A 21243-nucleotide genomic window follows, 5' to 3' on the forward strand; every position below is an offset into this window, starting at 1 on the left:
ATACAAGTGATCGTTCGGTTGGCCAGCACGACTTCTGATAATAAGAGAAGCGATCAGGTAAAAACATGGTTTTACCTGATCGCTTCTAAGGGTTGCTCCTAAATGAGGGACTTTTTCAGTGCCCTCCACAGGGCACGGGGGCTCTTTCAGGAAAAGCAGGCAGTCAGAGTGCCTGCCCCTTCCGACGGGACTGTCGCTTTTCAGCGTCCTCCCGTAAAGCAGTAGCTTTCTCCTTCACCTGGCGCCTCCCTGGTAATTCTTGCTGCTCCTGTCGCTGAATCGACTCCCGCATCACCGCGTGGCGCTGCTCATTGTAGACATTGATGGTCTTGAACTGGGGGCTGGCCTCCACATAGCGCCTGACCTCCTGCCCGTTTTCCAGGGCCGTGACCAGGTGCTGGTTTCCCTTGCGGAGGGAGTGGAGCAGCATCTCTTTTTGCTGCGGGTCCTGCAGTTCCCTGATGTGAAACCGCTGCAGGGTCTTTTCCATGTCAAAACCGTAGTTGTCGTGGTACTGCTTCAACTTATAGTTGCCCGACGGTTCCCGCGTCTTCAGGTCCAGCTGTACCCAGGCTTTATAGGGCTGTTCTTCGGCATTGAGCAGTTCTTTGTAAACGGAGCGGCCCTGCAGGAGATTATAAGCCTCTTTGGTGGTGATGGTGCCGTTGCGATTGATGTAGAAGGTGTGGCTTCGGTCCTGGTCCAGGTCAGGCGACCGCAGGACCGCCTCATACTTGTTGAAAAAGTACCTGTCCGTCTGGTCGGAGCGGCGAAAGAGCAGGGTATGGTCTACCGTGCTGTTGTGATAAGAGAGCTGCAGCTGGAGCTGGAACTGCGGGTCCTGCTGCCGGAGGTGCTGCTCCAAGGCGCTGTAGAGTTGCTGGCCAAAGCCCGTGTACTTGAGCTCGTCTTTCAGGTAATCGAGGTTTTTTGTGTTCATACGAGTAATTGGGTTAAACTATGGAAAATGAAAGGAAACACGACCGCTACTCCAAGAGCAGGGAACAGGCCCGGGCCAGGTGCCTGTCCCGCAGCCGGAGCGTGAGATGCCGGGAGCCGTTGCGCTCATAGAGCTCGATGACCTGCTCTTTCCCGCGGCCAAGGGGGAAGCGTTCCAGGGCAAAGAAGAAGACCCTGGCTGTGGCGGCTTCCGTAAGGGTTTCATTTGGGTCCGGGGCATAGTATGGCAGCAGTTCGACCTCCTGGGAGGCCGTGCGCCGGGCCTGCCGCCTGTCCCGCGTGGCAAAGCGCACGGTCTCCGGTTCGAAGGGAAGGGAGGAGGCATTGTGGAGCACGAGCCGGTAAAAGAGCGTGTTCCCGTTCGTGTAGAGCCCTGCCAGGGTGAGGCGCATGCCACCTGCCTTATCCTGGATACCGTGGTAAAACCGATCGTCACCGGCCAGTTGGCGGGCGATGTTGTCCAGTTGCGCTTCGTTCAGCCGGCCTCCCGGCAGCAGCACCGGCGTCCCGCCAGCGGCAGGCGTGTCCAGGGAGAGCAGGAGCGCGGCCGGAGCGGCGGCATAGCCTACCGGGAAACTGTAGAGTCTGCCGTTTGTGGTGATCACGGTCAGGTTGGTGCGGGGGAAGTGCTCGCGCGCCCCTTTGACCTGAAGCACATTGGCTGTCTGCTCGGGCACCTGCGCCAGGATATCACCGCTGCCCCGGTCCACGCTCAGGATGGGGTAAGGAAAGACCAGGCTGGTGGTCTGGCGAACACTGAGCTCCAGCAGGGGCTGCGTGCCGGTCTGGGCAGAAAGGGGCGCCTGCAGCAGCAGGCACAGGAGGAAAAGGAAGCTGTTTTTTTTCATGGTAGGATCTGTTTAGAAGTGGGGAAAAGTTTAGCTGCTTGGTTAGCGGTTGCGCAACAGCAGGCGGTGGCCGGCTTTCACCGTCACTTTCGCCTGCCGGGTCTGGCGGCGGAGCATATCCCTGGCCGCGGCAATGCCGGCGCTGGTCGCCTGACCGCCCAGCGATGGGGAAAGGGTGGGGAACTGCAGGTTTTGCTGCAGCGCGCGGCCTGCTTCCTGCCGGGCCGCCTCCTGCACATGGGGCCCCGGCAGGTAAAGCCCTTCCTGCCCGTCCAGGTCGTAGGCAGACAGGGCAACGGCCAGGCTTGCCTTGCCGGATAGAACCGAACTGATCTCAATGGCAAGACGCTCCCCGCGCAGGCGGCAGGTGCCGTACACGAAGCTGCCCCGGGGGATGCGCCCGCCCTCCAGTTGCAGATCCTCGAGCAGGCGCAGCCTGACAAGAGCGCCCGGCTGCAGCGTTTGCGTGGTGGGAATCACGGCTTCGACCATGTTGCCGCCGGCCACAAGCGGGGACTGCAGGGGCTGCAGCGGGTGAAAGCCGGTTGCTGTCCCCGCGTGCCCAGTTGCCTCGGCTGGCTGCACGCGGGCATAGGGCGGAGGCGGTTCCAGCAAGGTGACGGCCTCCTGCCGGTCGCTTCCCTGCAGCAGGGTGGAAGGGGGGGGCAGTGGCGCAGGCTCCTGGCTTTGTCCTCTCACACGCTCGGGGTGCTGAATGTCGAGGATGCGCTCGAGCAGGGCTTCCATCTGCTGCATTTCCGGGCTTGGGGCGGCGGGGCTGCCCATGCGCTGCATCATTGCCTCCAGCCGGCTCACATCCTCGCTGAAACGGCTTTCCGGTTGGGCGGAAGGCGCAGCAGCAGGAAGGGGGCGAAGTGACGGGTCTGGTGTTGTTCCGGCTGCCAGCGCGGAGAGCTGCGCGAGCCGCTGGTTTATTTCCGCTTCTTTTGGATCAGCGGGAAGCAGGCCACTTTCGGCCGCTGGGCCATCCGGTAGCGCGGCCGTATGGCCCAGGGGATCGGGTGTCGCCAGGGCATGCGGTTCCGGGGCAGTTGCCGGTGCCTCGCCCTCTGGGGCGGTGGCCGGTTTTGAAAGGCCGCGACGGGCCTGCTCGTAGAGGCTGAGCTTGTCCATCGCCTTTACCTTCCGGAACTGCGGGTCCGGCAGCGTCAGGCTGAGCCCGCTGCTGCCGGTTGCGGCAGGAAGGGCAAAAGGGGTGCCCCGGCCGCCTCCGAGTGCCCAGAAGGCCAGGGTCAGGAAAGGAAGCACGAGCAGGGGCAGCACCAGGAAGAATTTCCGTTGGCGGAGCGTCGTGTCGGTTGGTGTGTGCATGGTTTACTATGTTTAAGGTGGATGATCGTGACAGGAGGCTTCCGGTACCGGGTTTCCGCTGCGTTAGCGCGGTTTTGTGTGCAGGTGCTTGTTTTCCAGGGTGGTCCAGCGCTCAATCAGAAAGCCGTGGGGGTTGTTGTCGGAGCGGGACACCGGGCGCAGGAAGCCTTCGGTGATGAGGTTGCGCGTCATCACCGAGGTGGTGCGCACCAGCTTTTGGTGGGCATAGCAGCGGAAGCGGTAGGGCGTTTGCCCCGTGTCCACCCGCACGCTGTCAATGGTGATCTCCTGGCTGATGTTGGCCGTGATCAGGTTATAAAAGTAGCCGCTCTCCCGCAGGTTGTCATACACCTGCTTGGCCGAGTGGTCTGCCAGGTACAGGGCCCGCGCCACCGTCGCCTCAATGGCCTTGTCATCAGGCGCCAGCGTGAAAAAGTGCTGGTGGAACTGGCGCACGTGTTCCCGCGCCTCTACCGGCCGGTTCTCTCTTCCGCCGGCGGCGAACGCCTCCAGGGCTTTTCCGCCCGCCAGGATGTAGACGCGTTCCTGCGCGTGCCGGACCTGCCGGTAACTGTAGTAAAGGGACAGGCCGCTGACGGCGGCGCAGACGAGCACCAGCACAAGGCTGAAAGTGCGGATGTGGCGAAAGGCGGTGTCGATGTGCTGGAATTTTCTAAACATGGTGCTGGTAGTTAGGGGTTGGATTTTCCGGAAAGCCGATCCTGCTGGTAACTGCCGGGCATGGGGTTACCGGACGGGGCCGTGCCGGGCTGGCCGGGACCATAGAAGCCGGCGATGCCCTGGGCCAGGTGCCTGGTTCCGGCCGCGAGCGTACCGGCCGCATAGCCGGTTGCTGTGCCGCCGGCCGAGACGGTGGTGTGGCTGGTGCTGCTCAGCAGGTGGGTGACTTTGTAGAGCAGGGTATTGCCGCCGCCGGCATGGACGATGTAGTTGGCCACGTTGGGCACGGTGAAATAGCCCACGATGCCCATGAGCAGGAAAATGAGGTAGGCCGTGTCCGTAGCGCTGAAGAAGGTGTCGCCACTCGCCTCCACCTGGCTGATGTCGAGCAGGAGCATGTGCTCCTGTATCTTGCCGATGATGGCGCCGAAAAGGTTGGCTATCGGGAGCCACAGAAAGACATTGATGTAGCGGGCAATCCACACGGTGAGAGTGTGGTGGAGCCCGTCAAAGACGGAGAGGCCGAACACCAGGGGGCCGAGCACCGCGAGCACCACCAGGTAAAAGGTGCGGATGGTGTTGATGCACAGGGCGGCCGCCTGGAAGAGGACCTCGAGCACCTCGGACATCCACTGCTTGATGGAGTGGCGGAAGCTGAAGGAGGCCCGGGCCATGGCAAACTTCATGTCATTGCCGATACTCTCAAGCAGGCCTTCCCCTTCCCCGAGCGGATCCTCGGGGTGCGCATAGCGGTACCACTCGGCCCGGTCGCCTGCCCCGTCCAGGCCCACATACATGTGCCAGGCATCGGATTGCTGCATGGCGGCCTGTTTTTGCTGCAGGAGACGGGCAATGGCCTGGTCCGAATCGGCCACCATGGCGCCGGTCGCCTGGACGGTGGGTTGCAGTACCCCGTTGAGCACTGCCAGCACGGAAGGAAAGAGCAGGATGGCCAGTCCCAGGGCAAAGGGGCGGAGCAGGGGGTAGAACTCCACCGGCTCGGCATGGGCCAGGTGGCGCCAGACGCGGGAGGCGATGTACCACAGGGCGGCAAAGCCGGCCAGGCCGCGCCCGACGCCGATGAGCTGCTCGCAGAGGGGCAGCATCTCTTCGTGGAGCTGGGCCAGCACCTGGTGCAGGGACTGCATCCGGTCCGGGAGTCCCTGCGCCCGGGAGAGGGTGGGTCGGAGCAGGCCCAGGACCAGCATCAAGGAAAGGGAGAGGAATTTTTTCATATGCTTTGAAAGGTTAGGGGCTTGGGAGCAGCAGGCGCTGCACTGTCTGCACGTCGTTTCGTTCCCGGGCCCGTTGAAGGGCCAGCCGGGAGGTCTGGCGGTTAAAGTGCCGGAGGAAGGCCAGCTTGTCGGTTGTCGCTTCATAGAGGCGGTCAATGGCTTCCAGCCGCTCGGCCTCGGCCATGCGCAGTTCCCCTGAAGTGAGGACAAGCACCAGTTCCTCCAGGTGCCGGAGGCTCTCGGCCAGGAGCTGGTCGTAGACGGCGGACAGGTAGGCCAGTTCCCCCGGCGTGAACGTGCCGGCCTCCCGGAAGCGGCGGTAGGCGCTGCGGTATTCGGCGACCAGGCGCTGCTGCAGGGCGATCGTTTCACCCACGCGCCGGTAGTGGCGGACGGTCGGGCTCACTTCCAGGAGGCCTGCCAGAAAGGCGTCGTGCAGGCTGAAGCTCCCTTCGGAGATGTCGCGGACAGTGCCGTACCCCCGGTGGAGGATGTCATAGCCCTGTTTCATATCGGTGAGGATGCTTTTCAGCTGCCGGAGCTTTTCCACGTTGAGCAGCAGCTGCTGGATCTCGTCCGCCTGCGCCTTGGCGCGCTGCGGCAGTCCGGCTCCCAGGAACAGGAGCAGCAGGGTGGCGTACAGGTATTTCATTATCTTTTCGTTGAGGGTAAACCATGTGTCTGGCGCAGCCGCGCAGCCTCAGCTTCCTGCCGCGCGCGCAGCAGGGCCAGTTGCCGCACCTCCGCCAGGAAGGCCTGCGCGAAGGCAACCTTTTCGCGGGTGCCGGCCTGCAGGCGGTGGATCCTTTCCAGCCGCGCCGCATCGCTGAGTTCCTGCTCACCGGCCGTGAGCGTTTGGAGGATGGCTTCCAGATCTGCTGCAAGCCCTGTCAGCACGGTGGCGCGCACCTGCTCGAGGTAGGCACGCTCGCCGGCCTGCAGCAGGGGCAGGGAGCGCGCCTGGGTAAAGGCCTTTTCCACCAGCAGCTGCCCGGCCGCCAGGTCCTGTAGCTCCGGTACCCGGGCCAGGGCGGGATTCACTGTCTGGAGAGATAAAAAGAAGGCCTGGTGCAGGCCAAGGTCGCCCGTTTTGATCGTGTGCACGGTCTGGAGTCCCTCGCGCACAAGTGCATAGCCTTGCTGCAGGGTACCGGCGTAAGCCTGTAAGGCGGCGATCTGCTGCACCAGGTATTCTTTCTGGGTCTTTTTCTGGCGGAACCACTCCTCAAAGGTCTGTGCCCGGAGCGTGTGGCCTGCCAGCAGGAGCAGGGGGAGGAGGAGGAGCTGCTTCATGTCAGTTGTTTGTGATGATGCCGTATAGTCGCTGCACCGCCTCCAGGTCCCCCTGCTCCCGGGCGCGCTGCAGGCACAGCTGGAGCTGGCCGGCATTGAAGCGCCGCAGGTCGCTGTAGTGCTGCCGGATGCCCGCAGCGGCGGCCTCCAGGCGCGAAAGGCGCTCGCCATCGCTCATCTGCGTGGCAAAGGAGCTGGTCACCAGCAGGGCCTGGTCCAGGTGCTGGATGCTCTCGGACAGGATACCGGCGTACACGCGGTAGAGGTACTCCAGCTCAGCCGGGGAGAGGTGGCCGTCCTGGCGGAACAGTCCGTAGGCCCGCCTGTACTCGGAGACCAGCGCCGCCTGCAGGGTGATGATCTCCCGGACCTGGCGGTAGGTGGCGATGGCCTGCTTGACCTGCCAGAGCTCATCGTAGTAGTCGGCGTACAGGCGGCGCTGCCGCTCGCTCCACTCCGATATTTCGGTGAGGCGGAGCTCGGAGAGCTTGTTCTCGAGCACCTTCTGGGCGTTCTGCAGCCAGATGGTCTCGTTCTGGATGCGTTGGACCTGCAGGTCGAGCGCCACGATCACCTTCTTGACGCCGGCCTTGATGGCCTCGGCGACAGGATCCTGTGCGTAGGCCGGTTTCAGGCCGGCGGCGGTGCTGAGCAATAGGGTCAGCAGGAGGACGCTATGGGATGCTTTCATGGGAGGATTCTTTTTGGGTTCGGATGTGTTGGGCCAGCTCCGCAATGCCCTTGGCGATGTCCCCGCCCCAGCGGGCGGCGTAGGCCTGCACCTGCAGCTTCTCCTTTTCCTCCGTGGTGTAGGCCAGGTACTCTTCCAGGGATACTTCGGTGCGGTAGACCTTGGAGAGGATGCCCCCTAGACTGATGAAGACCTCCTTGTAGGTGCGCAGTGGGTCGTTGGCTCTGTTAACGGAGAGCACCAGCGCCTTTTCCTTCTCGGTGAGGCCCAGCAGCTGCTGGATGCCCTCGAACTGCTGCAGGTACTTGCGCTGGTCGAGCAGGATCTTGCAGTCGGAGTTGTTGATGATCGCCTGCTTGACGATGGGAGAGGAGATGATGTCCTCCACCTCCTGGGTGACGACGATGGCCTCGCCGTAGAACTTGCGCACCGTCTTGAATAGGTAGCGGATGTACTCGGCCATGCCTTCGCGGGCAATGGCCTTCCAGGCCTCTTCGATCAGGATCACCTTGCGCACGCCCTGGAGCTTGCGCATCTTGGAGATAAAGACTTCCATGATGATGATGGTGACCACCGGGAAGAGGATGGGGTGGTCCTTGATGTTGTCGAGCTCAAAGACGATGAAGCGCTCCTGCAGCAGCTCCAGGTGCTGGCGCGCGTTGAGCAGGAAGTCAAACTCGCCTCCGCGGTAGTAGGGACGGAGCACGTACAGGAAGTTGTCCAGGTCAAAGTCCTTCTCCTTCACGCCGTCTGCCAGCAGTTGTGCCCGGAAGCTGTCCCGGACAAAGTCATAAAAGGTGTCGAAGCAGGGAAACAGCGCCGGCTGCGCTGCCAGCTGCCGGTAGTAGAGTTCCAGGGCGTTGGACAGGGCCACGTACTCGGCACGTGTGAAGGTTTCGCTGTCTTTCTTCCACAGTGCCAGTAGCAGGGTTTTGATGCTTTCCTTTTTCTCGGTGTCGGGCACGGCCTCCTCTCCCAGGTAAAAGGGGTTGAAGCGGAGCGGGTGCCGGGCATCGTAGGTGAAGTAATAGCCGCCGACCAGCTCACACAGGCCCTTGTAGGAGTGCCCCACGTCCACCAGCACGATGTGGGATCCCTGCTCGTGGTAGCTGCGCACCAGGTGGTTGGTGAAAAAGGACTTGCCGCTGCCCGAGGGGCCCAGGATGAACTTGTTGCGATTGGTGCAGACACCCTGCTTCACGGGCTCGTCGGAGATGTCCACGTGCACGGGCCGGCCGGTGAGGCGGTCCCCCAGGCGCAGGCCGACCGGGCTGCGGGAGGAGCGGTAGGCCGTCTCCAGGTTCAGAAAGCAGCAGGCCTGCTCGAGGAACGTGTCAAAGGTCTCGTTCAGGGGAAAGTCACCGGCATTGCCGGGCAGGCCGGCCCAGAAGAGCTGCGGGGCTCCTTCCGTCTCCAGCCGGGGGGTGGCGTCCAGCTGGGCGATGGCCGAGGAGACCATGTTACGCAGTTCTTTCCGCCTGCCGGCCTCTTCTGTCCAGGCCAGGATGTTGAAGTGCGCCTTCACCGGCAGCCGTTGCTGGCCGACGGCCTCCTGCAAAAACTCCTGGGCCGCCTCGCAGGCCAGCGCATTCCCGCGGGAATAGGCTGCCAGGGACTGCAGCCGCAGCCGCTTGCTTTCCAGGCGCTCAAGTGTCCTGGGGGCGTCCCCCAGGAAGATGTACTGGTTGAACAGGTGGTTGCAGGGCAGCAGCTGCCCCAGCGGGGAGGCAAAGCCCGTGCTGCACCGGGAGCGCTCGGTGGAGTAGCGGTCGTAGTTGACCCGGGACCCGCACAGGGCCGGCAGGTCGGCCGCGTCCGCCAGCGAGAAGAGCTGGCAATGCTTGTCTCCGATGCGGAGGCCTTCTCGGAAGTGTATGTCCTGCAGCAGGGGGGCACTGCCGGCGGGAAGCAGCCCGCAATAGCGCTCGAGCAGGCCCGCCCGCTCCGAAGTGCCGGCCAGCTCGTCATCCGGCAGGCGGCGGAGCGAGACGAACCCGCTGTCCTCGAGCACCCGCACAAACTGCCCTGCCTGGTCCACAAACTCCTGGTAGAGCTGGGGCTGCAGGGTCTGCTGCGGGGCGAGTGACCGGCGGAGCAGGCTGGAGAGCAGCGAGGAGGAGGGTTTGACGTCCTCGGGCAGTTTGGTGAGCAGCATATAGCAGCGGTGCTCGAAGAAAGGACGCTCGTGAAAGAAACGCTCGCTCGCCCGGGAAAGAAAGCCCAGTCCTTCCTGCTGGAAGTCCGCTTGGTAGGCGCTCTCCACAAACCAGTCCTGTTTGTGCAGCACGCAGTGGCGCGGCAGCAGGCGAATCGCTTTGACCAGGGTCTGGTGAAAAGCCTCATACTCCTGGTCCGAGAGGGTGAAGATCTCCGGCAGGGTGAGCTCAAAGGCCAGGGTGGTGTCTCCCCGGCGGGAGAGGATGCTGTCTCGCTCTACCCCGTAGATCGGCAGCAGGCGCTCCAGGTCAGTGGCGGTGGCCATGGCGGGGCTCCTTTCTGCTGAGGTGGAGGAAGAGGGCGCGCGAGCGCAGGCGCAAAAAGTCCGGGATGCGGCGGCGGGCAAGCCGCTTGCCGAGCCCGTGCTCTCCGAACGTTTTGTTCAGGTGGTAGACGCCTGCAAACAGCGCGCCTCCCAGGAGCAGAATGACCGGCAGGCAAACCAGCAGGGGCGTTCCCAGCAGGTAGAGCAACGTGAAGAGCAGCAGCAGCCCGACCAGCCCCACGGCCAGGTAGGCGATGTACTGGGCGCGCAGCCCCCTGAACTCAAGGGGCCGGTTGATGCCTTTGTTGATGCGGTAGACACTGGTAGCCATCGGATCAGTTTTAAACACCAAAGAAGGATTTGAGGACGGTGGCCACGATCACCAGGAAGATGCAGCTGCCAAACCAGGCGGCGGCCACCTTGCCTGTGTCAGGCTCCCCGGCGTTCCACTTCTGATAGACTTTCACGGCCCCCACCAGGCCGACGATGGCGCCGATGGCATACATCAGGCTGGTGCCCGTGTCAAAATAGCCGCTGATCATATTGGTGGCCTGCTGGATGCCGGCCTGGCCGTCGCCTGTCTGGCCGTGGGCTGCCAGCGTGGAGAGGAGTAGTGCCATGGTCAGCAGTGCAGGGCCGGCCCCCTGGGGAGGGCATGCGCGGAAAGAGAAGAGATTTTTCATAGGTTGCATTTTTATGTTAAGAATGTGTTGCTGTTTCAGTGTGGGGGGCCGGACGGTGCTCCGTAGGAGAAAGGTCGGCGGCGGTGAGGGAAAAGGAGAGCTTGTCAGGGCCGTGCTCGAGCAGGTAGCGCTGCACGGCCAGCCTGTCCTCCGCTGCAGGCAGATGGCACTCGTCCAACAGGCGCAGGAGCGAGAGCAACTCCGCTTTGCCCATGCGCGTTTCGGCGGCAGTCTCCAGTAGGGAGCCCACCTCCGCCAGGAGCGCGGCTCCGGCAGGGGAGAGCGCCACCTGCAGGTTGCTGGCCGATGAGAGGGAGGGAACCGCCTCGGGGAAGGCGGCTCCCAGGATGGACGCCTGCGGGTGGGATGGCCGATCGGCCGGCAGGCCTGCCCGATGAAAGGTGCGGGTAAGCTGTCGCTTGATGTCGTGTCGGTAGAAGCGCAGCAGGACGGCCAGGTAGTAGAGCGCCAGGGCCGCGCCGGCTGTAAGAAAGAACTGAGACCAGGAGATGTCGGTAAGCATAACTGTTTTGGTTTAACCCGGCGCCCCGTGCGGCGGGCTTGGTGAGACAAATGTGGGGAGGGCCGTTGCCCCTTTTTCACAAGGCTTTCCTGACTTGGGAAATTTTTCTGGAAAATTAAATTTCAAACCCCCTTACCCTACAACCCTACCACTACATGGGGGTGGGTATGTGGGAAAGTCCGCCGGGCTTTTCCATATAGCCACGCCCTTTGCGTCAGGCACCGTCCAGCGCATCCATGCGGTGCAGCAGGCGCTCGCGCATCAGGTCCAGGAATTTGGTGCGGCTGTCCTTCTTGCGCTGGCGCACTTCCTGGAAGGTGCGGTAGACGTTGCCCAGCTTCACCCCGAAGCAGGTTTCCAGCTGCTCGGTGATCCCGCACAGGTCAGCCGTGCCATTGTTGATCTGGCCGGACTCATACAACCCATAGGCCAGCTCGATCAGGTAGACCTTGGAACCGGTCCAGTTCAGGACGGGCCCGTGCTGCGGTGCGGCGAAGTCCATTTGCCCCTGCTCCAGCCGGTTGATGGTCTGGATCAGGTATTCCCCCAGGCGGCGGTTGGCCTCCAGGCGCGCGACGATGTAGTCATAGTGTGTGCTGAAACGGGTGTCGGTATCCATCGAGGAGGTGGAGTACTGGTAGGGCAGGTCCGCTTTCCCCCGCACAAAGAGGCGGCTGTCCAGGTAGGTGGACCCGGAGAGCAGGTACTGGTAGAGCTGCACGTGGTGGTCGTAGAAGACGCGGATGAGCAGCAGTTCGTTCTCGTAATGCCGCCGCAGGTCCTGCAGGCTTCCCAGGGGCTTTTTGAGTTCGATCAGGGCCAGCCGGGCATGGTAGATGAGCAGGCTGGTGAACTTGGGCTTAATCTCCTTGAAGAAGAGGATTTCTTCGGCCTCATCCGGGAAGGTGTGGGCGATCACCTGTTGCTTGAGTACCTCGATAACCTGGCGGATGTGCTGCAGGAGATGCTCCCGGCGCTGGGCCGGCGAAGAGGAGGGAAGTGCCTCCGTTTCCCGGAGCTGCTGTGTCAGCCCCTCGTAGAGTTGGTTGGCTTGCTGTATCATATCGGTTTGCTGTGTTGGTGTACCAAGGTCGGATGGCGCCGGTCACCTGCCCAGGGACCGACATCGGGAAAGCCGTTAAGAGGGGATAAGAAATCAGCGCGGGGAGGTTGGCAAATTTTGATGAATCAAACCAACTGACAGCATGCAGGTAATGGTAAGTTATTGACTAATAAGTAGATGCATTTTTCACAAAAGGTTAAGGATGTGATGAACCTTTGGTAAGGAGGCAGGCAACGATGACCTGCACCTCCTGCTTTACCTGCCGGTACCGGCGCTGCACCGCGTCCGAATCCACCTGCCGGATTTCGGGGATGGGACGGTAACCTGCTTCCTCGCGGGCAATGGCCTGGTGGTCGTTGCGGATGGACGCGTGAAAGGCCTTTAGCCGGATGGGGCAGGAAGGCTCATCGGCCACGATGCCGACAAACTCCCCAGAGGAGAGGGAGGCAATGGTGGCAGGCGGCACGGCCGCTTCCAGCTGGGTGGAGCGGCTAACAGAGGTGCCGCTGCTGTTGATCGAGAGGCTCTGCCGCTCCTGCACGATCTTGCCAAAGCGCTCGGACAGCTGACGCGCCGTCTCCCCGGAGACCTGCCCGCTGATGATGTTGCCCACAATGTTCATCACCACCTCTGCCTGCTCGCGGCCATAGTCTTTCTTGAGCTGGCTGTAATCCTGGACGACCAGGGTGGTGGCTACCCGGTTCGAGCGGGCCGTGGCGATCAGGCTGTCGATGCCGTTGGAGTAAATGGTGGGGAACTCATCAAAGACCAGGCTGCTGGGAAGGCGTCCTTTCTGGTTGGCCAGCTTGATGGCCCGCGACACATACAGGGAGAGCACGGCCCCGTAAACCTGCTGCTTCTGCGGGTTGCCGGCCAGGCAGATGACTTTGGGGGCCTCGGGGTTGTTGAGGTCCAGCGTGAAATCGTTGCCCGAGAGCACGTAATAGAGCTGGGGGGAGGCCAGGCGCGCCATGCTGATCTTAGCGCTGGCCACCTGCCCCTCCAGCTGCTCCATGGCCTCATGCTCGAAGGCCGAGACAAAGGGGGTGATGAGCACCTCGATCTCAGGTTCGGTGCGCAGCACGGCAAAGAGCTCGGCGTAGTCCGTCTGCATGAGCTCGATCACGTGCGGTAGCGTGCAGTACTTACCCCCCTGGTACTTCCGCAGAAACCAGATGATGGCCGTGACAAAATTGATGGGGGACTCCACAAAAAAGTCGCCCTGCTTTTTGATCCACTCCCGGTTCAGCCCCAGCATGATGGTGCGCGAGGCCTCGGTGGCGTCGGTGATGTCGGTCATGGAAGCCGGGTCCAGCGGGTTGCAGCGGTGGGTGCGCGCCAGGTCATCGAAGTTGATGAGGTAAAATTTCCGCTTATCGTCTTTTTGCCGGAGCAGCGCATGGTAGGCGATGCGGGTCAGGTCATCATACTTGAAATCGTAGAGAAACAGGGCAAAGCCCTTGGCGATGTGCTGCGTGATCACATGGCGGATGACAAAGTAGGACTTGCCGGCCCCGGGCGTGCCGATCACCAGCAGCGCCCGGAAGGGGTTGATAATATTGATCCAGCTGCGGCGCACTTTGCCCTTGAGGGTATACCGGGCCGGCAGGTTCACGGAATACGGGTTTTCCAGCAGCCGCTCCTCCTGCGGGAAGGATTGGTTGTGGCGGTTGAAAATATCGGTGGAAAGGCGCTGCCGCAGCAGGCGCGAGCAGCGCGTGCCCCCGGCCAGCAGGAGCAGGTAGCCCAGCAGCGTGGCGCCCAGGTAAGCGGCGGCGACCGGTGGGGCGGCGCTGTAGAGCAGCAGGTGACTGGCACTGTAAAGCAGTGCCCCCGGCAGCAGGTAGGCCAGGAGCTGGCCGTAGCCCAGCTGCTCATCCTTTTTGCCGCGGGCGCCCAGCAGGGAAACTCCCAGCAGGAGTCCGGCGGCGACCCTGGCGCGCCAGGGCTCCTGGAAGATTGCTGCCGGAGCCGCATTCCACACCACCCGCTCCACCAGCGGATGGGTGAGTCCCCACTGCTCGAAAGCGGCATAGCAGGTGATGTAGCTGTGCAGGAGCAGCACCGCCAGGCTCAGCAGGCGTGTAAAGTCCAGGACCTGGCGCAGTCCCTGTAAGTTTTCCCCGGTGTTCATGCAGTTTACAACTTTGGTCTTCGACGTTTGCGTTTCTTCTTTTGCGTTCGCAGGTCATATGCCAGCCCCTCCGCCGGTGGGTCCGCCTGGAGCAGCGTGTGCAGGAAGGCCGGGGCCTGGAAGTCCCCGGGTGACGAAGGGGCTGGCCTCTCGGCAGGCGCCTGGAGTGGCGCTTGCTGAAGTTTACCGGCCGGCCGGACGGCACCTTCACCGGTCCCAGGCGGGCCAGCAGCGCTTTGGCGCTATAGGACTTTCCCAGCTCACTGCCGTTGAAAACCGCCCGTTGCCCGTGATCCAGGAAGGTCACCCCATACACCTGCTCCTGGGCGCTTTCCCGGAAAAGGACCTGCACCTGCGCCCGCTCCAGGCAGGCGCCCGGCAAAGCCGATGCGGGCGATGTAGTCGGTGGCAATGCGCTGCAGGGTCTCGGCCGGCAGCTCCCCCCCCGGGCAAAGTTCAGGGAGATAGGCACGCAGTTGGTCCGCACCCGCGGGTTTTTCTCGGTCAGCCGCTCAAAGCGCCGCAGCTTGTCCTCCCAGCGCAGGCTCTGAGGCTCCTGCAGGAAGCGGTGGGCCAGCAAAAGCGTGGCTTGCTCCTCGGCCACTTTGTGCTCGTTGTAGCGCAGGGCGCCCCGGATGCTCCTGCCGGTGCGCACTACCATCGCCGGGCCTGTTGGGAGAGGAGCGTGAGCAGCGTGTTGGCTTTATGGCCGACCTGCCCGTACTGCTCCAGGGCCTGTTGCGCCAGGAATACGCGCTTGTGGGCCTGGGTGGAGGCGTTGAAATAGCGCGTGATCTGGTTGATGTTCACGCCGATGGCCCGCAGCTCTTCGCGGATGCCCGCCAGCTCTTCCACCACCCCGTCCAGGGAGGTGTCCCTGTGAAAAAGCAGGATGCGCCTGTTTTCCAGGATGCGGCGAACCACCTCCCCCACGGAGCGGCAGTCGCTCTGCTGCGCCAGGTGGAGGAGCTGCTCATACTCCTGCTGCCTGACCCGGAAGAGGATGTTTATGGAAAGCAGCGCTGCGGTGTCTGTTTTTTTTCTGGGTGTCATAGTTATGCCTGTTTTAGCGAAGCCAGACACCCAGTTCCGAGGTGCGCGGGGAAGGGATTGCATGCAAACGTACATCTTGCTCGCTGCACCAGACCGCAGCGTGTTTTCCTTGCTGCCTGGGCAGGCAAATCCTTGCTGCATGAACGGTTCCGGGGTGTCATCGCTTCTTGTTTTTTTGCGTGAAGATGGGCAGGCGGCGGCAGCAGCTTTCACAAGCCGGGCCGGAGTGGGGAGATAAAAAGAGCGCGAATTTTTTCCCCTCTTGGGGCTTGCTTGTGAAGGGGGACGCCGCGGTTCCCCCACTTTAGCGGCCTAGCCAAAACCATAACCGCTATGTCCGTAGAACTTATCACCAAGGAAGACCTGCAGCTCTTTCGCAGGCAACTGCTCGAAGACCTGCAACAGCTGCTGGGCAAACCGCAGCGCCAGGCGCTCCTGCCCGTGCTCAAATCCGCCGAGGTGCGCCGGCTGCTGCAGATCTCGCCTGCGCATCAAGGGAACACTGCCCTTCGTGAAGGTGGGCGGCACGCTTTACTACCGGACAGAGGACATCAACCGATTGCTGCAGGGAAAGGGGAAACCCTCATGAACTATATCTCCCACGTGAACGGCTTTCTCGGGCGTGTCTCCCGGGACTACCGCCTCAACCCCACGCACATCAGCCTCTACCTGGCCCTGTTTCAGCAGTGGAACCTGCACCGCTTCCGCAACCCCATCTCCATTGCCCGGGAGGAGGTGATGGCCACCTCGCGCATCCATTCCCGCGTGACCTACCACAAATGCCTGCGGGAGCTGCATGCCTGGGGGTTCCTGCACTACATGCCCTCCTACAACCACTACCGGGGAAGCCTGGTCTACCTGCTGGACTTTTCGGAAGGACAGGGCGGCGGGCAGCTGGCTGTTTTTTGTACCGGAACTGAACGCGGGCTGTACCGGAAGTGGACAGGAGTTGGACCCTTCCCTAAACAGGATAAACCCTTTAAACCGCTTAGACAAGCTAAGGGGAGAGCGCGCGCGCAGGTGAAAGCGGCAAAGCGGATGGGCAGAAGCCCGAAAGCAGTGAAAGAAAAGAAAAAGGTGGCGCCGAAAAAGAAAAGAAAGGGGCTCCGGCGCTCACGCCCCCGACCTGGAGGCGGTGCGGCACTTTTTCTGGGTGAGTGCCTACCGGGAGGTGGAGGCCCTGCGCTTCTTTCACCACTACAGCGCCAACGGGTGGCGGGTGGTCAGCCAGCCCATGCAGGACTGGCAGGCGGCGGCCTGCAAATGGGCCTGCAACGCCTTCAGCCAGCCGGAAGCAGGTGTGGTGGTGCCATCACCAAAAGCGGTAAAAGACTATGCAGCGCCCCTCTGACCCGGCGGAAGGCAAGCCCGAAAAGCGCCTGCTGCACTGGCTCGAGAAACAGGGGAAGCGGCTGTACGGGGAGCACTTTCGGGTGTACGAGGAGGACCAGGCACTGCTGGGCAGGCTGCTGGCCTACTTCAATGCAGACCGGACGGCGGCAGAAGCGGCGGGGCTATGTCTTCGGAAAGGCATCCTGCTCACAGGGCCCGTCGGCTGCGGCAAGACCTGCCTGATGACCCTGCTGCGGCTCCTGTTGCCCCCGGCCCAGCGGTACCGGATCCAATCCTGCCGGCAGGTAAGCTTTGTCTTTCAGCGGGACGGCTTTGAGGTAATCGGGCGCTACAGCCACAGGGGCGGCAAGCCGGCCGTTTACTGCTTTGATGACCTGGGCGCGGAGCAGGTACAGCGGCACTATGGGAGTTCCTGCCAGGTGATGGGGGAGGTCCTGCTCAGCCGCTATGATTTGTTTGTCTCCACCGGGCTGATAACCCATCTCACTACCAACCTGACCAGCGATGAGATCGAGCAGGTGTACGGCCTGCGGGTGCGGTCCCGGATGCGGGAGATGTTCAACCTGGTCCACTTTCCGGCGCAGGCGCCCGACAAACGAAACTAAGCGGGTAAACAGCGGCTGCTGCAGGCCTTTTTAAGACGAGAAAAACAGGCTAGGAGGACATGGTGGCATCCATATACAGGGAGATCAGCCAATTTAGGGGAGTTCTTACAAATACAGACAGTACGGCGTTGCTTACCAGTGGAAAGCTGAAAAGACGCCAAATTCGATTTGAAATAACGTTGGCTCATGTGGCGCAACAGGCCAGCTTCAGCACACCCAAATGGTTGAGGCGCTTCAATCTCAGACCCGATGTACTTGCATTTGAATCGCCTGCTGGTGGATCAGCCGGGGCAGCAGGAACTGGTGCTGTATTACTGTCTCTGGAGGCATTACGAATCAGTTGACGCCAAGATGAAGCAGGGACAATAGTACACTATGTTACGCTAGCGGCATATTCGCTCAATTTTTCAGATGGTGGGCGATGTCGTGCATGGTGATCCAGCCGGTTGTAGTAGTCAAGCAATTGATTTAATGCTTTCCGAGCAACGCGCACTAGTCCAGGAAATGTTGATGCGCAAGCTTTGCGTTGCTGCTTTATGTAGGGCCGTATGATGTACCGTTAAAGGTTTTCACGGATTCTTGCTCCACGAGTATTATCTGGATGATGAAGAGAAGGGTTAAAGCCTACTAACAGCAGCTTTGGATCACAGATTTATCATAGCCAATATCGCTCCTGGTATTTCATAATCAGGTAGGCAGTGCGCATTGATCTAATTTTCTCTGCTGGCAGCTGCTCGCCGTAGTCGTGGCAGGAGTGGTTGTTTTGGTCTGGACACTGGGGTACTGTTTTACGCTTTCATCTAGGAATCTAAACATCCTTATTATATACGTATAGTTACGTTTACAAACGCAATAATGTGTTTCAGGAAAGCGGTGCGCAATAAACTGGATTCACCTTTTTTCATAGTAGCATCCAGTTTATGCAGAAGATTTAACATTCGACCCAAATCTAATTATACAGAATAGAGGCTAAAGATATGCTTATTAGAAGGGCATTAATTGGTGGATAGAATGTGCAATGTATTTTAAAGATCGACAGTAAGGTCAACAATACCCCCCAATCGCTGTGCCATGCATCTGTGCTACATCCAGTTGCTGATGGGGCTCAAAAGCAGTAAGACTTTTGGGATTTACACCCACATCACCACCCATGCCCTGGATAAAATCATCAGCCCATTGGATAATATTTAGCAATCACCTATATTAGCTTAACGATATAAGCTCATGCGCACTTCAGCATCATGTATCAAATCCAGTAAGCAAATGAGCGCGAAAGCGCGCTGTAGCAACTTTGCATATAGTGTAGCTTAACGTAATAGACTTCCGTTAAGCTACTAGTTGTGCTTCATGTAAAGTATGAATAAACAAGAATACTAAGATAGCTTAGAAAATATTGTCCATGACAGTATCTACCTGACAAGCAGGACTGATGAGCTGCAACGGGAAATCCAGACTAACCATTGGTCAATTGGAATCGATTCGGTTACTGCAAAATCTGTTAAAGCAGAAGACTTGGTCATCTTTCTGAATAGGGTATGCGAAAACAGGGTTGAACAGTTAGGGCTTTCTACCGTTAATGCTGACCTTCTGTTTTACTTGTGGTTTGACGAACAGTCAGGAAATCTTCACTTCAATTTTATTAACTCAAATCATCAAAAGCTCCCTTTCAATTCAGAAATAGAGTTAGTCGCTAATGAAGCATCAATTGTAGAAGAATTTCTTTGCTCTACCTCAGTTGATGGCATTGAATGGGAAGAGTTGCAGGACTTAGATGATTCTTTCGAAGGAACTATGAAAGTGCATAGGGTAAATGTTTATAAGAAAGTACTGAAAAGAAAAACCACGGTAGCACAACAAAAGCTATAGTACATAAAAGCACCATAGCCCAAACGTTAGAAGAGATTTAGAATAAAATTTCATCTTTAAGTTACCATAACGGTAACTTTTTTCTTTATATTTGAGTTCTACATTAAAGAAGTGAGAGTAATAGCAAAACGGACACTGCGGGATTTTTGGAAAAAGCATGCCGATAGTGAGCAGCAGCTAAAAGCTTGGTATAACGAGGCAGAGCAGGCTGACTGGAAGTCCCCGAACGACATTAAGAAAGACTACCCATCAGCTAGTATACTGGAGGATAACAGAATGGTCTTCAACATAAAGGGGAACAACTATAGGTTAATCGTCCGAATCAACTACAACTATGGCGTTGTCTGGATACGGTTCATCGGTACACATGCTGAATACGACAAGGTTGACGCTACTAAAATTTAAAGAAAAAGAAATGAATATTAAGCTGATAAAAACAGACGAAGATTACCAATTGGCCCTGCAAAGGCTGGAGGAGATATTTGACGCAGAACTGAACACCCAGGAGGGCGATGAACTGGAGGTACTCTCTTTCCTGATTGACTCTTACGAAAAGGAGCATTTCCCGATTGAGGCACCAGACCCGATAGAAGCAGTAAAGTTCAGAATGGAGCAGCTTGGAATAAAGCAGAAAGACTTAGCCGAAGTGCTGGGGTTCAAGAGTAGGGTAAGTGAAGTGTTGAACAGAAAAAGGAAACTCACACTCGAAATGATAAGGAATCTGCATAAGACCTTGAATATTCCGACAAACGTGCTCATTCAGGAATACTAAAAGAAAAACACCTTTCTAACACTGTATTTACAAATCCCTTGCTACGCAGCGGGCTATGCATATACCAACCGTTGGGCGTAAGCAAAATTATAGATGACAGAGCAAGAAATCATTGAAAGCACAGGAGCAAAAGCCTCCTTATCCTTAGGCTTACCTATAGGAATCGCTGCGATGGTGCTTTTTGCAATGGTAGCTGTCATCATCACAGGGGAAAGCCTTTTCCTGTTTGGGTGGTTCTTTACAAATGGAATCTCAACCTTAGGATTGCTGATTTCCTTTGCCTTGGTGCTCTGGTATGCAGGGAAGCTGTTGGCAAGAGACATCAATGCGAACAAGAATAGGTTCCGGTCAATCATGAAATATTCTACCCTTGTAAATTTTGTTATTTGGTCAGTGTTTATGTTGGTGCATCTAATCACGAATAAGGGATTCGATACATATTTTGGACTTGAGATTCCTCTGACATTAGCTGTGATTTCTATCCTTTTTACACCTTTTACTGTTGGGCTTTGGATTTACAATGCAGTAGCCAAAAAATTAAAAAATGCCTTCGCCCGACAGAGTTCATAATTTAGGTTCGGCTACGCCTTTCCACATTATAGCACGAACACGTTAGCCTTGACTGTTATGAACCTAACACAGATGTATAGAATCATTTTACTTCTAATTCTAATTTCTTCTACGATGTCAGCTTTTGGGCAGGCAAGCAGGCAGGAAAAGAAAAATGGCAGCAAGCCTTATATACTTGGGCTGATTGATGAAGTTCACTCCAAGGTACTTGGTGAAAAGAGAATTTTAAACATTTACCTTCCCGAAGGATACAACCAAAAGGACACGGTGCGATATCCTGTTATTTATCTCCTTGATGGATCGGCAGACGAGGATTTTATTCACGTAGTAGGCCTCGTGCAATTCAACAGTTTCGAATGGGTCAACCAGGTTCCCAGATCCATTGTTGTTGGCATCGCTACTGTTGACAGGAGAAGAGACTTCACATTCCCAACAAGTATAAAAGAAGATCAAAAAAAATATCCAACTTCAGGCCACTCCGATAAATTTATCTCGTTTTTAGAAACTGAGCTGCAGCCTTTTATTGAGAAGAAGTATAAAACGAATGGTTCTCAAACGATTATCGGGCAATCATTAGGCGGGCTTTTAATAACAGAGATATTATTGAAGAAGCCGACCTCATTCAACAAGTACGTTATCATCAGCCCGAGTCTGTGGTGGGACAATGGTTCTTTGCTTGATCAGAAGCCCAAGGCTCAGGAAGGGGGCTTTACCCAACAGACAGATGTTTATATTGGCGTAGGGAAGGAAGGGCTTACACCCACTGCTCTTCCCAGGGTAATGGAAGTAGATGCAAACGTACTGGCAGAGAAACTGAAAGGGATGAAGAGCAAAAGCCTACACGTGCACTTTGACTATTTGCCTCAGGAAAACCATGCCACCATTATGCATCAGGCTGTTTCTAATTCGTTTAGATTACTATACCCAAAGGTGCGTGAAAAACAGAGTAGCGGAAGGTAGTCACAATATCCCCGAAGAAGTAATCCGCAGAAGATATAAGAAGGGGGTTAAAAATCTTTTTGAGTTGTTCATTCCTGTTTGTGACTATTGGATAGTGATGGATAACTCACAAACACCCTATAGCCTAGTGGCACTTCGG

The 21243-nt window shown here is 58.3% G+C and carries 23 protein-coding genes; 7 read left to right on the top strand and 16 right to left on the bottom strand.

Annotated elements, in window-relative coordinates:
- Positions 1 to 163: 163 nt before the first annotated feature.
- From K3G39_RS19145 to K3G39_RS19200, 12 genes are all read right to left on the bottom strand, one after another.
- Positions 164 to 940: a hypothetical protein gene (locus K3G39_RS19145; protein ID WP_220627788.1), complete on the bottom strand. Its 777-nt coding sequence runs from the start codon at positions 938 to 940 to the stop codon at positions 164 to 166.
- Between the two features lie 46 nt (positions 941 to 986).
- Positions 987 to 1808, bottom strand: coding sequence for a conjugative transposon protein TraN (traN, locus tag K3G39_RS19150; RefSeq protein WP_220627789.1), 822 nt, complete (start codon positions 1806 to 1808; stop codon positions 987 to 989).
- A 42-nt stretch (positions 1809 to 1850) separates the two neighbouring features.
- Positions 1851 to 3140, bottom strand: coding sequence for a conjugative transposon protein TraM (traM, locus tag K3G39_RS19155; RefSeq protein ID WP_220627790.1), 1290 nt, complete (start codon positions 3138 to 3140; stop codon positions 1851 to 1853).
- A 63-nt stretch (positions 3141 to 3203) separates the two neighbouring features.
- Positions 3204 to 3821: a conjugative transposon protein TraK gene (traK, locus tag K3G39_RS19160; protein WP_220627791.1), complete on the bottom strand. Its 618-nt coding sequence runs from the start codon at positions 3819 to 3821 to the stop codon at positions 3204 to 3206.
- An 11-nt stretch (positions 3822 to 3832) separates the two neighbouring features.
- Positions 3833 to 5056 carry a conjugative transposon protein TraJ gene (traJ, locus tag K3G39_RS19165; protein ID WP_220627792.1) on the bottom strand — a complete coding sequence of 408 codons (1224 nt, stop codon included), beginning with the start codon at positions 5054 to 5056 and terminating at the stop codon, positions 3833 to 3835.
- A gap of 13 nt (positions 5057 to 5069) precedes the next feature.
- Complete coding sequence (locus K3G39_RS19170; protein ID WP_220627793.1) at positions 5070 to 5708, bottom strand: TerB family tellurite resistance protein; 639 nt, start codon at positions 5706 to 5708, stop codon at positions 5070 to 5072.
- Positions 5708 to 6349: a hypothetical protein gene (locus K3G39_RS19175; protein ID WP_220627794.1), complete on the bottom strand. Its 642-nt coding sequence runs from the start codon at positions 6347 to 6349 to the stop codon at positions 5708 to 5710. The genes K3G39_RS19170 and K3G39_RS19175 overlap by 1 nt, the downstream gene beginning before the upstream one ends.
- Before the next feature lies 1 nt (position 6350).
- The gene (locus K3G39_RS19180; RefSeq protein WP_220627795.1) at positions 6351 to 7040 is read right to left on the bottom strand and encodes a conjugal transfer protein TraI; all 690 of its coding nucleotides are present in this window, start codon (positions 7038 to 7040) and stop codon (positions 6351 to 6353) included.
- On the bottom strand, positions 7024 to 9522 hold the full coding sequence (locus tag K3G39_RS19185) for a TraG family conjugative transposon ATPase (RefSeq protein ID WP_220627796.1): 2499 nt from the start codon (positions 9520 to 9522) through the stop codon (positions 7024 to 7026). Before K3G39_RS19185 ends, K3G39_RS19180 begins: the two co-directional genes overlap by 17 nt.
- On the bottom strand, positions 9506 to 9853 hold the full coding sequence (locus K3G39_RS19190) for a DUF4133 domain-containing protein (protein WP_220627797.1): 348 nt from the start codon (positions 9851 to 9853) through the stop codon (positions 9506 to 9508). The genes K3G39_RS19185 and K3G39_RS19190 overlap by 17 nt, the downstream gene beginning before the upstream one ends.
- A gap of 10 nt (positions 9854 to 9863) precedes the next feature.
- Positions 9864 to 10142 carry a DUF4134 domain-containing protein gene (locus K3G39_RS19195; RefSeq protein WP_255594533.1) on the bottom strand — a complete coding sequence of 93 codons (279 nt, stop codon included), beginning with the start codon at positions 10140 to 10142 and terminating at the stop codon, positions 9864 to 9866.
- 79 nt (positions 10143 to 10221) lie between these two features.
- Entirely contained in the window at positions 10222 to 10494 is a 273-nt protein-coding gene (locus K3G39_RS19200) for a hypothetical protein (protein WP_220627799.1), read from the bottom strand.
- A gap of 72 nt (positions 10495 to 10566) precedes the next feature.
- Here K3G39_RS19200 and K3G39_RS19205 point away from each other — a divergent pair, with 72 nt between their 5' ends.
- A complete protein-coding gene (locus K3G39_RS19205; RefSeq protein WP_220627800.1) occupies positions 10567 to 10773 on the top strand; it encodes a hypothetical protein in 207 nt (68 codons plus the stop codon).
- A 169-nt stretch (positions 10774 to 10942) separates the two neighbouring features.
- Here K3G39_RS19205 and K3G39_RS19210 read toward each other — a convergent pair whose 3' ends face one another.
- The 3 genes from K3G39_RS19210 to mobC (K3G39_RS19220) form a co-directional block, all read right to left on the bottom strand.
- A complete protein-coding gene (locus K3G39_RS19210) occupies positions 10943 to 11791 on the bottom strand; it encodes an RteC domain-containing protein (RefSeq protein ID WP_220627801.1) in 849 nt (282 codons plus the stop codon).
- A 196-nt stretch (positions 11792 to 11987) separates the two neighbouring features.
- A complete protein-coding gene (gene mobC, locus K3G39_RS19215) occupies positions 11988 to 13925 on the bottom strand; it encodes a conjugal transfer protein MobC (protein WP_220627802.1) in 1938 nt (645 codons plus the stop codon).
- Between the two features lie 654 nt (positions 13926 to 14579).
- Entirely contained in the window at positions 14580 to 14978 is a 399-nt protein-coding gene (mobC, locus tag K3G39_RS19220; RefSeq protein ID WP_220627803.1) for a plasmid mobilization relaxosome protein MobC, read from the bottom strand.
- A 333-nt stretch (positions 14979 to 15311) separates the two neighbouring features.
- Here mobC (K3G39_RS19220) and K3G39_RS19230 point away from each other — a divergent pair, with 333 nt between their 5' ends.
- Entirely contained in the window at positions 15312 to 16553 is a 1242-nt protein-coding gene (locus K3G39_RS19230) for a hypothetical protein (protein ID WP_255594529.1), read from the top strand.
- Here K3G39_RS19230 and K3G39_RS19235 read toward each other — a convergent pair.
- On the bottom strand, positions 16493 to 16903 hold the full coding sequence (locus tag K3G39_RS19235; RefSeq protein ID WP_220627805.1) for a hypothetical protein: 411 nt from the start codon (positions 16901 to 16903) through the stop codon (positions 16493 to 16495). The two genes, K3G39_RS19230 and K3G39_RS19235, sit on opposite strands and share 61 nt — an antisense overlap.
- A gap of 1545 nt (positions 16904 to 18448) precedes the next feature.
- On the opposite strand from K3G39_RS19235, the gene K3G39_RS19240 reads away from it, so the two are divergent.
- From K3G39_RS19240 to K3G39_RS19260, 5 genes are all read left to right on the top strand, one after another.
- Complete coding sequence (locus K3G39_RS19240) at positions 18449 to 18802, top strand: hypothetical protein (RefSeq protein ID WP_220627806.1); 354 nt, start codon at positions 18449 to 18451, stop codon at positions 18800 to 18802.
- A 111-nt stretch (positions 18803 to 18913) separates the two neighbouring features.
- On the top strand, positions 18914 to 19207 hold the full coding sequence (locus K3G39_RS19245) for a type II toxin-antitoxin system HigB family toxin (RefSeq protein ID WP_220627807.1): 294 nt from the start codon (positions 18914 to 18916) through the stop codon (positions 19205 to 19207).
- Between the two features lie 10 nt (positions 19208 to 19217).
- Entirely contained in the window at positions 19218 to 19574 is a 357-nt protein-coding gene (locus K3G39_RS19250; RefSeq protein WP_220627808.1) for a type II toxin-antitoxin system HigA family antitoxin, read from the top strand.
- 93 nt (positions 19575 to 19667) lie between these two features.
- A complete protein-coding gene (locus tag K3G39_RS19255) occupies positions 19668 to 20144 on the top strand; it encodes a hypothetical protein (RefSeq protein WP_220627809.1) in 477 nt (158 codons plus the stop codon).
- A gap of 57 nt (positions 20145 to 20201) precedes the next feature.
- Positions 20202 to 21104 (top strand): alpha/beta hydrolase, encoded by a 903-nt coding sequence (locus K3G39_RS19260; RefSeq protein ID WP_255594530.1) that lies wholly within the window; start codon positions 20202 to 20204, stop codon positions 21102 to 21104.
- Positions 21105 to 21243: the final 139 nt, after the last annotated feature.

This window comes from Pontibacter sp. HSC-14F20, assembly GCF_019599265.1.
Lineage (GTDB): Bacteria > Bacteroidota > Bacteroidia > Cytophagales > Hymenobacteraceae > Pontibacter.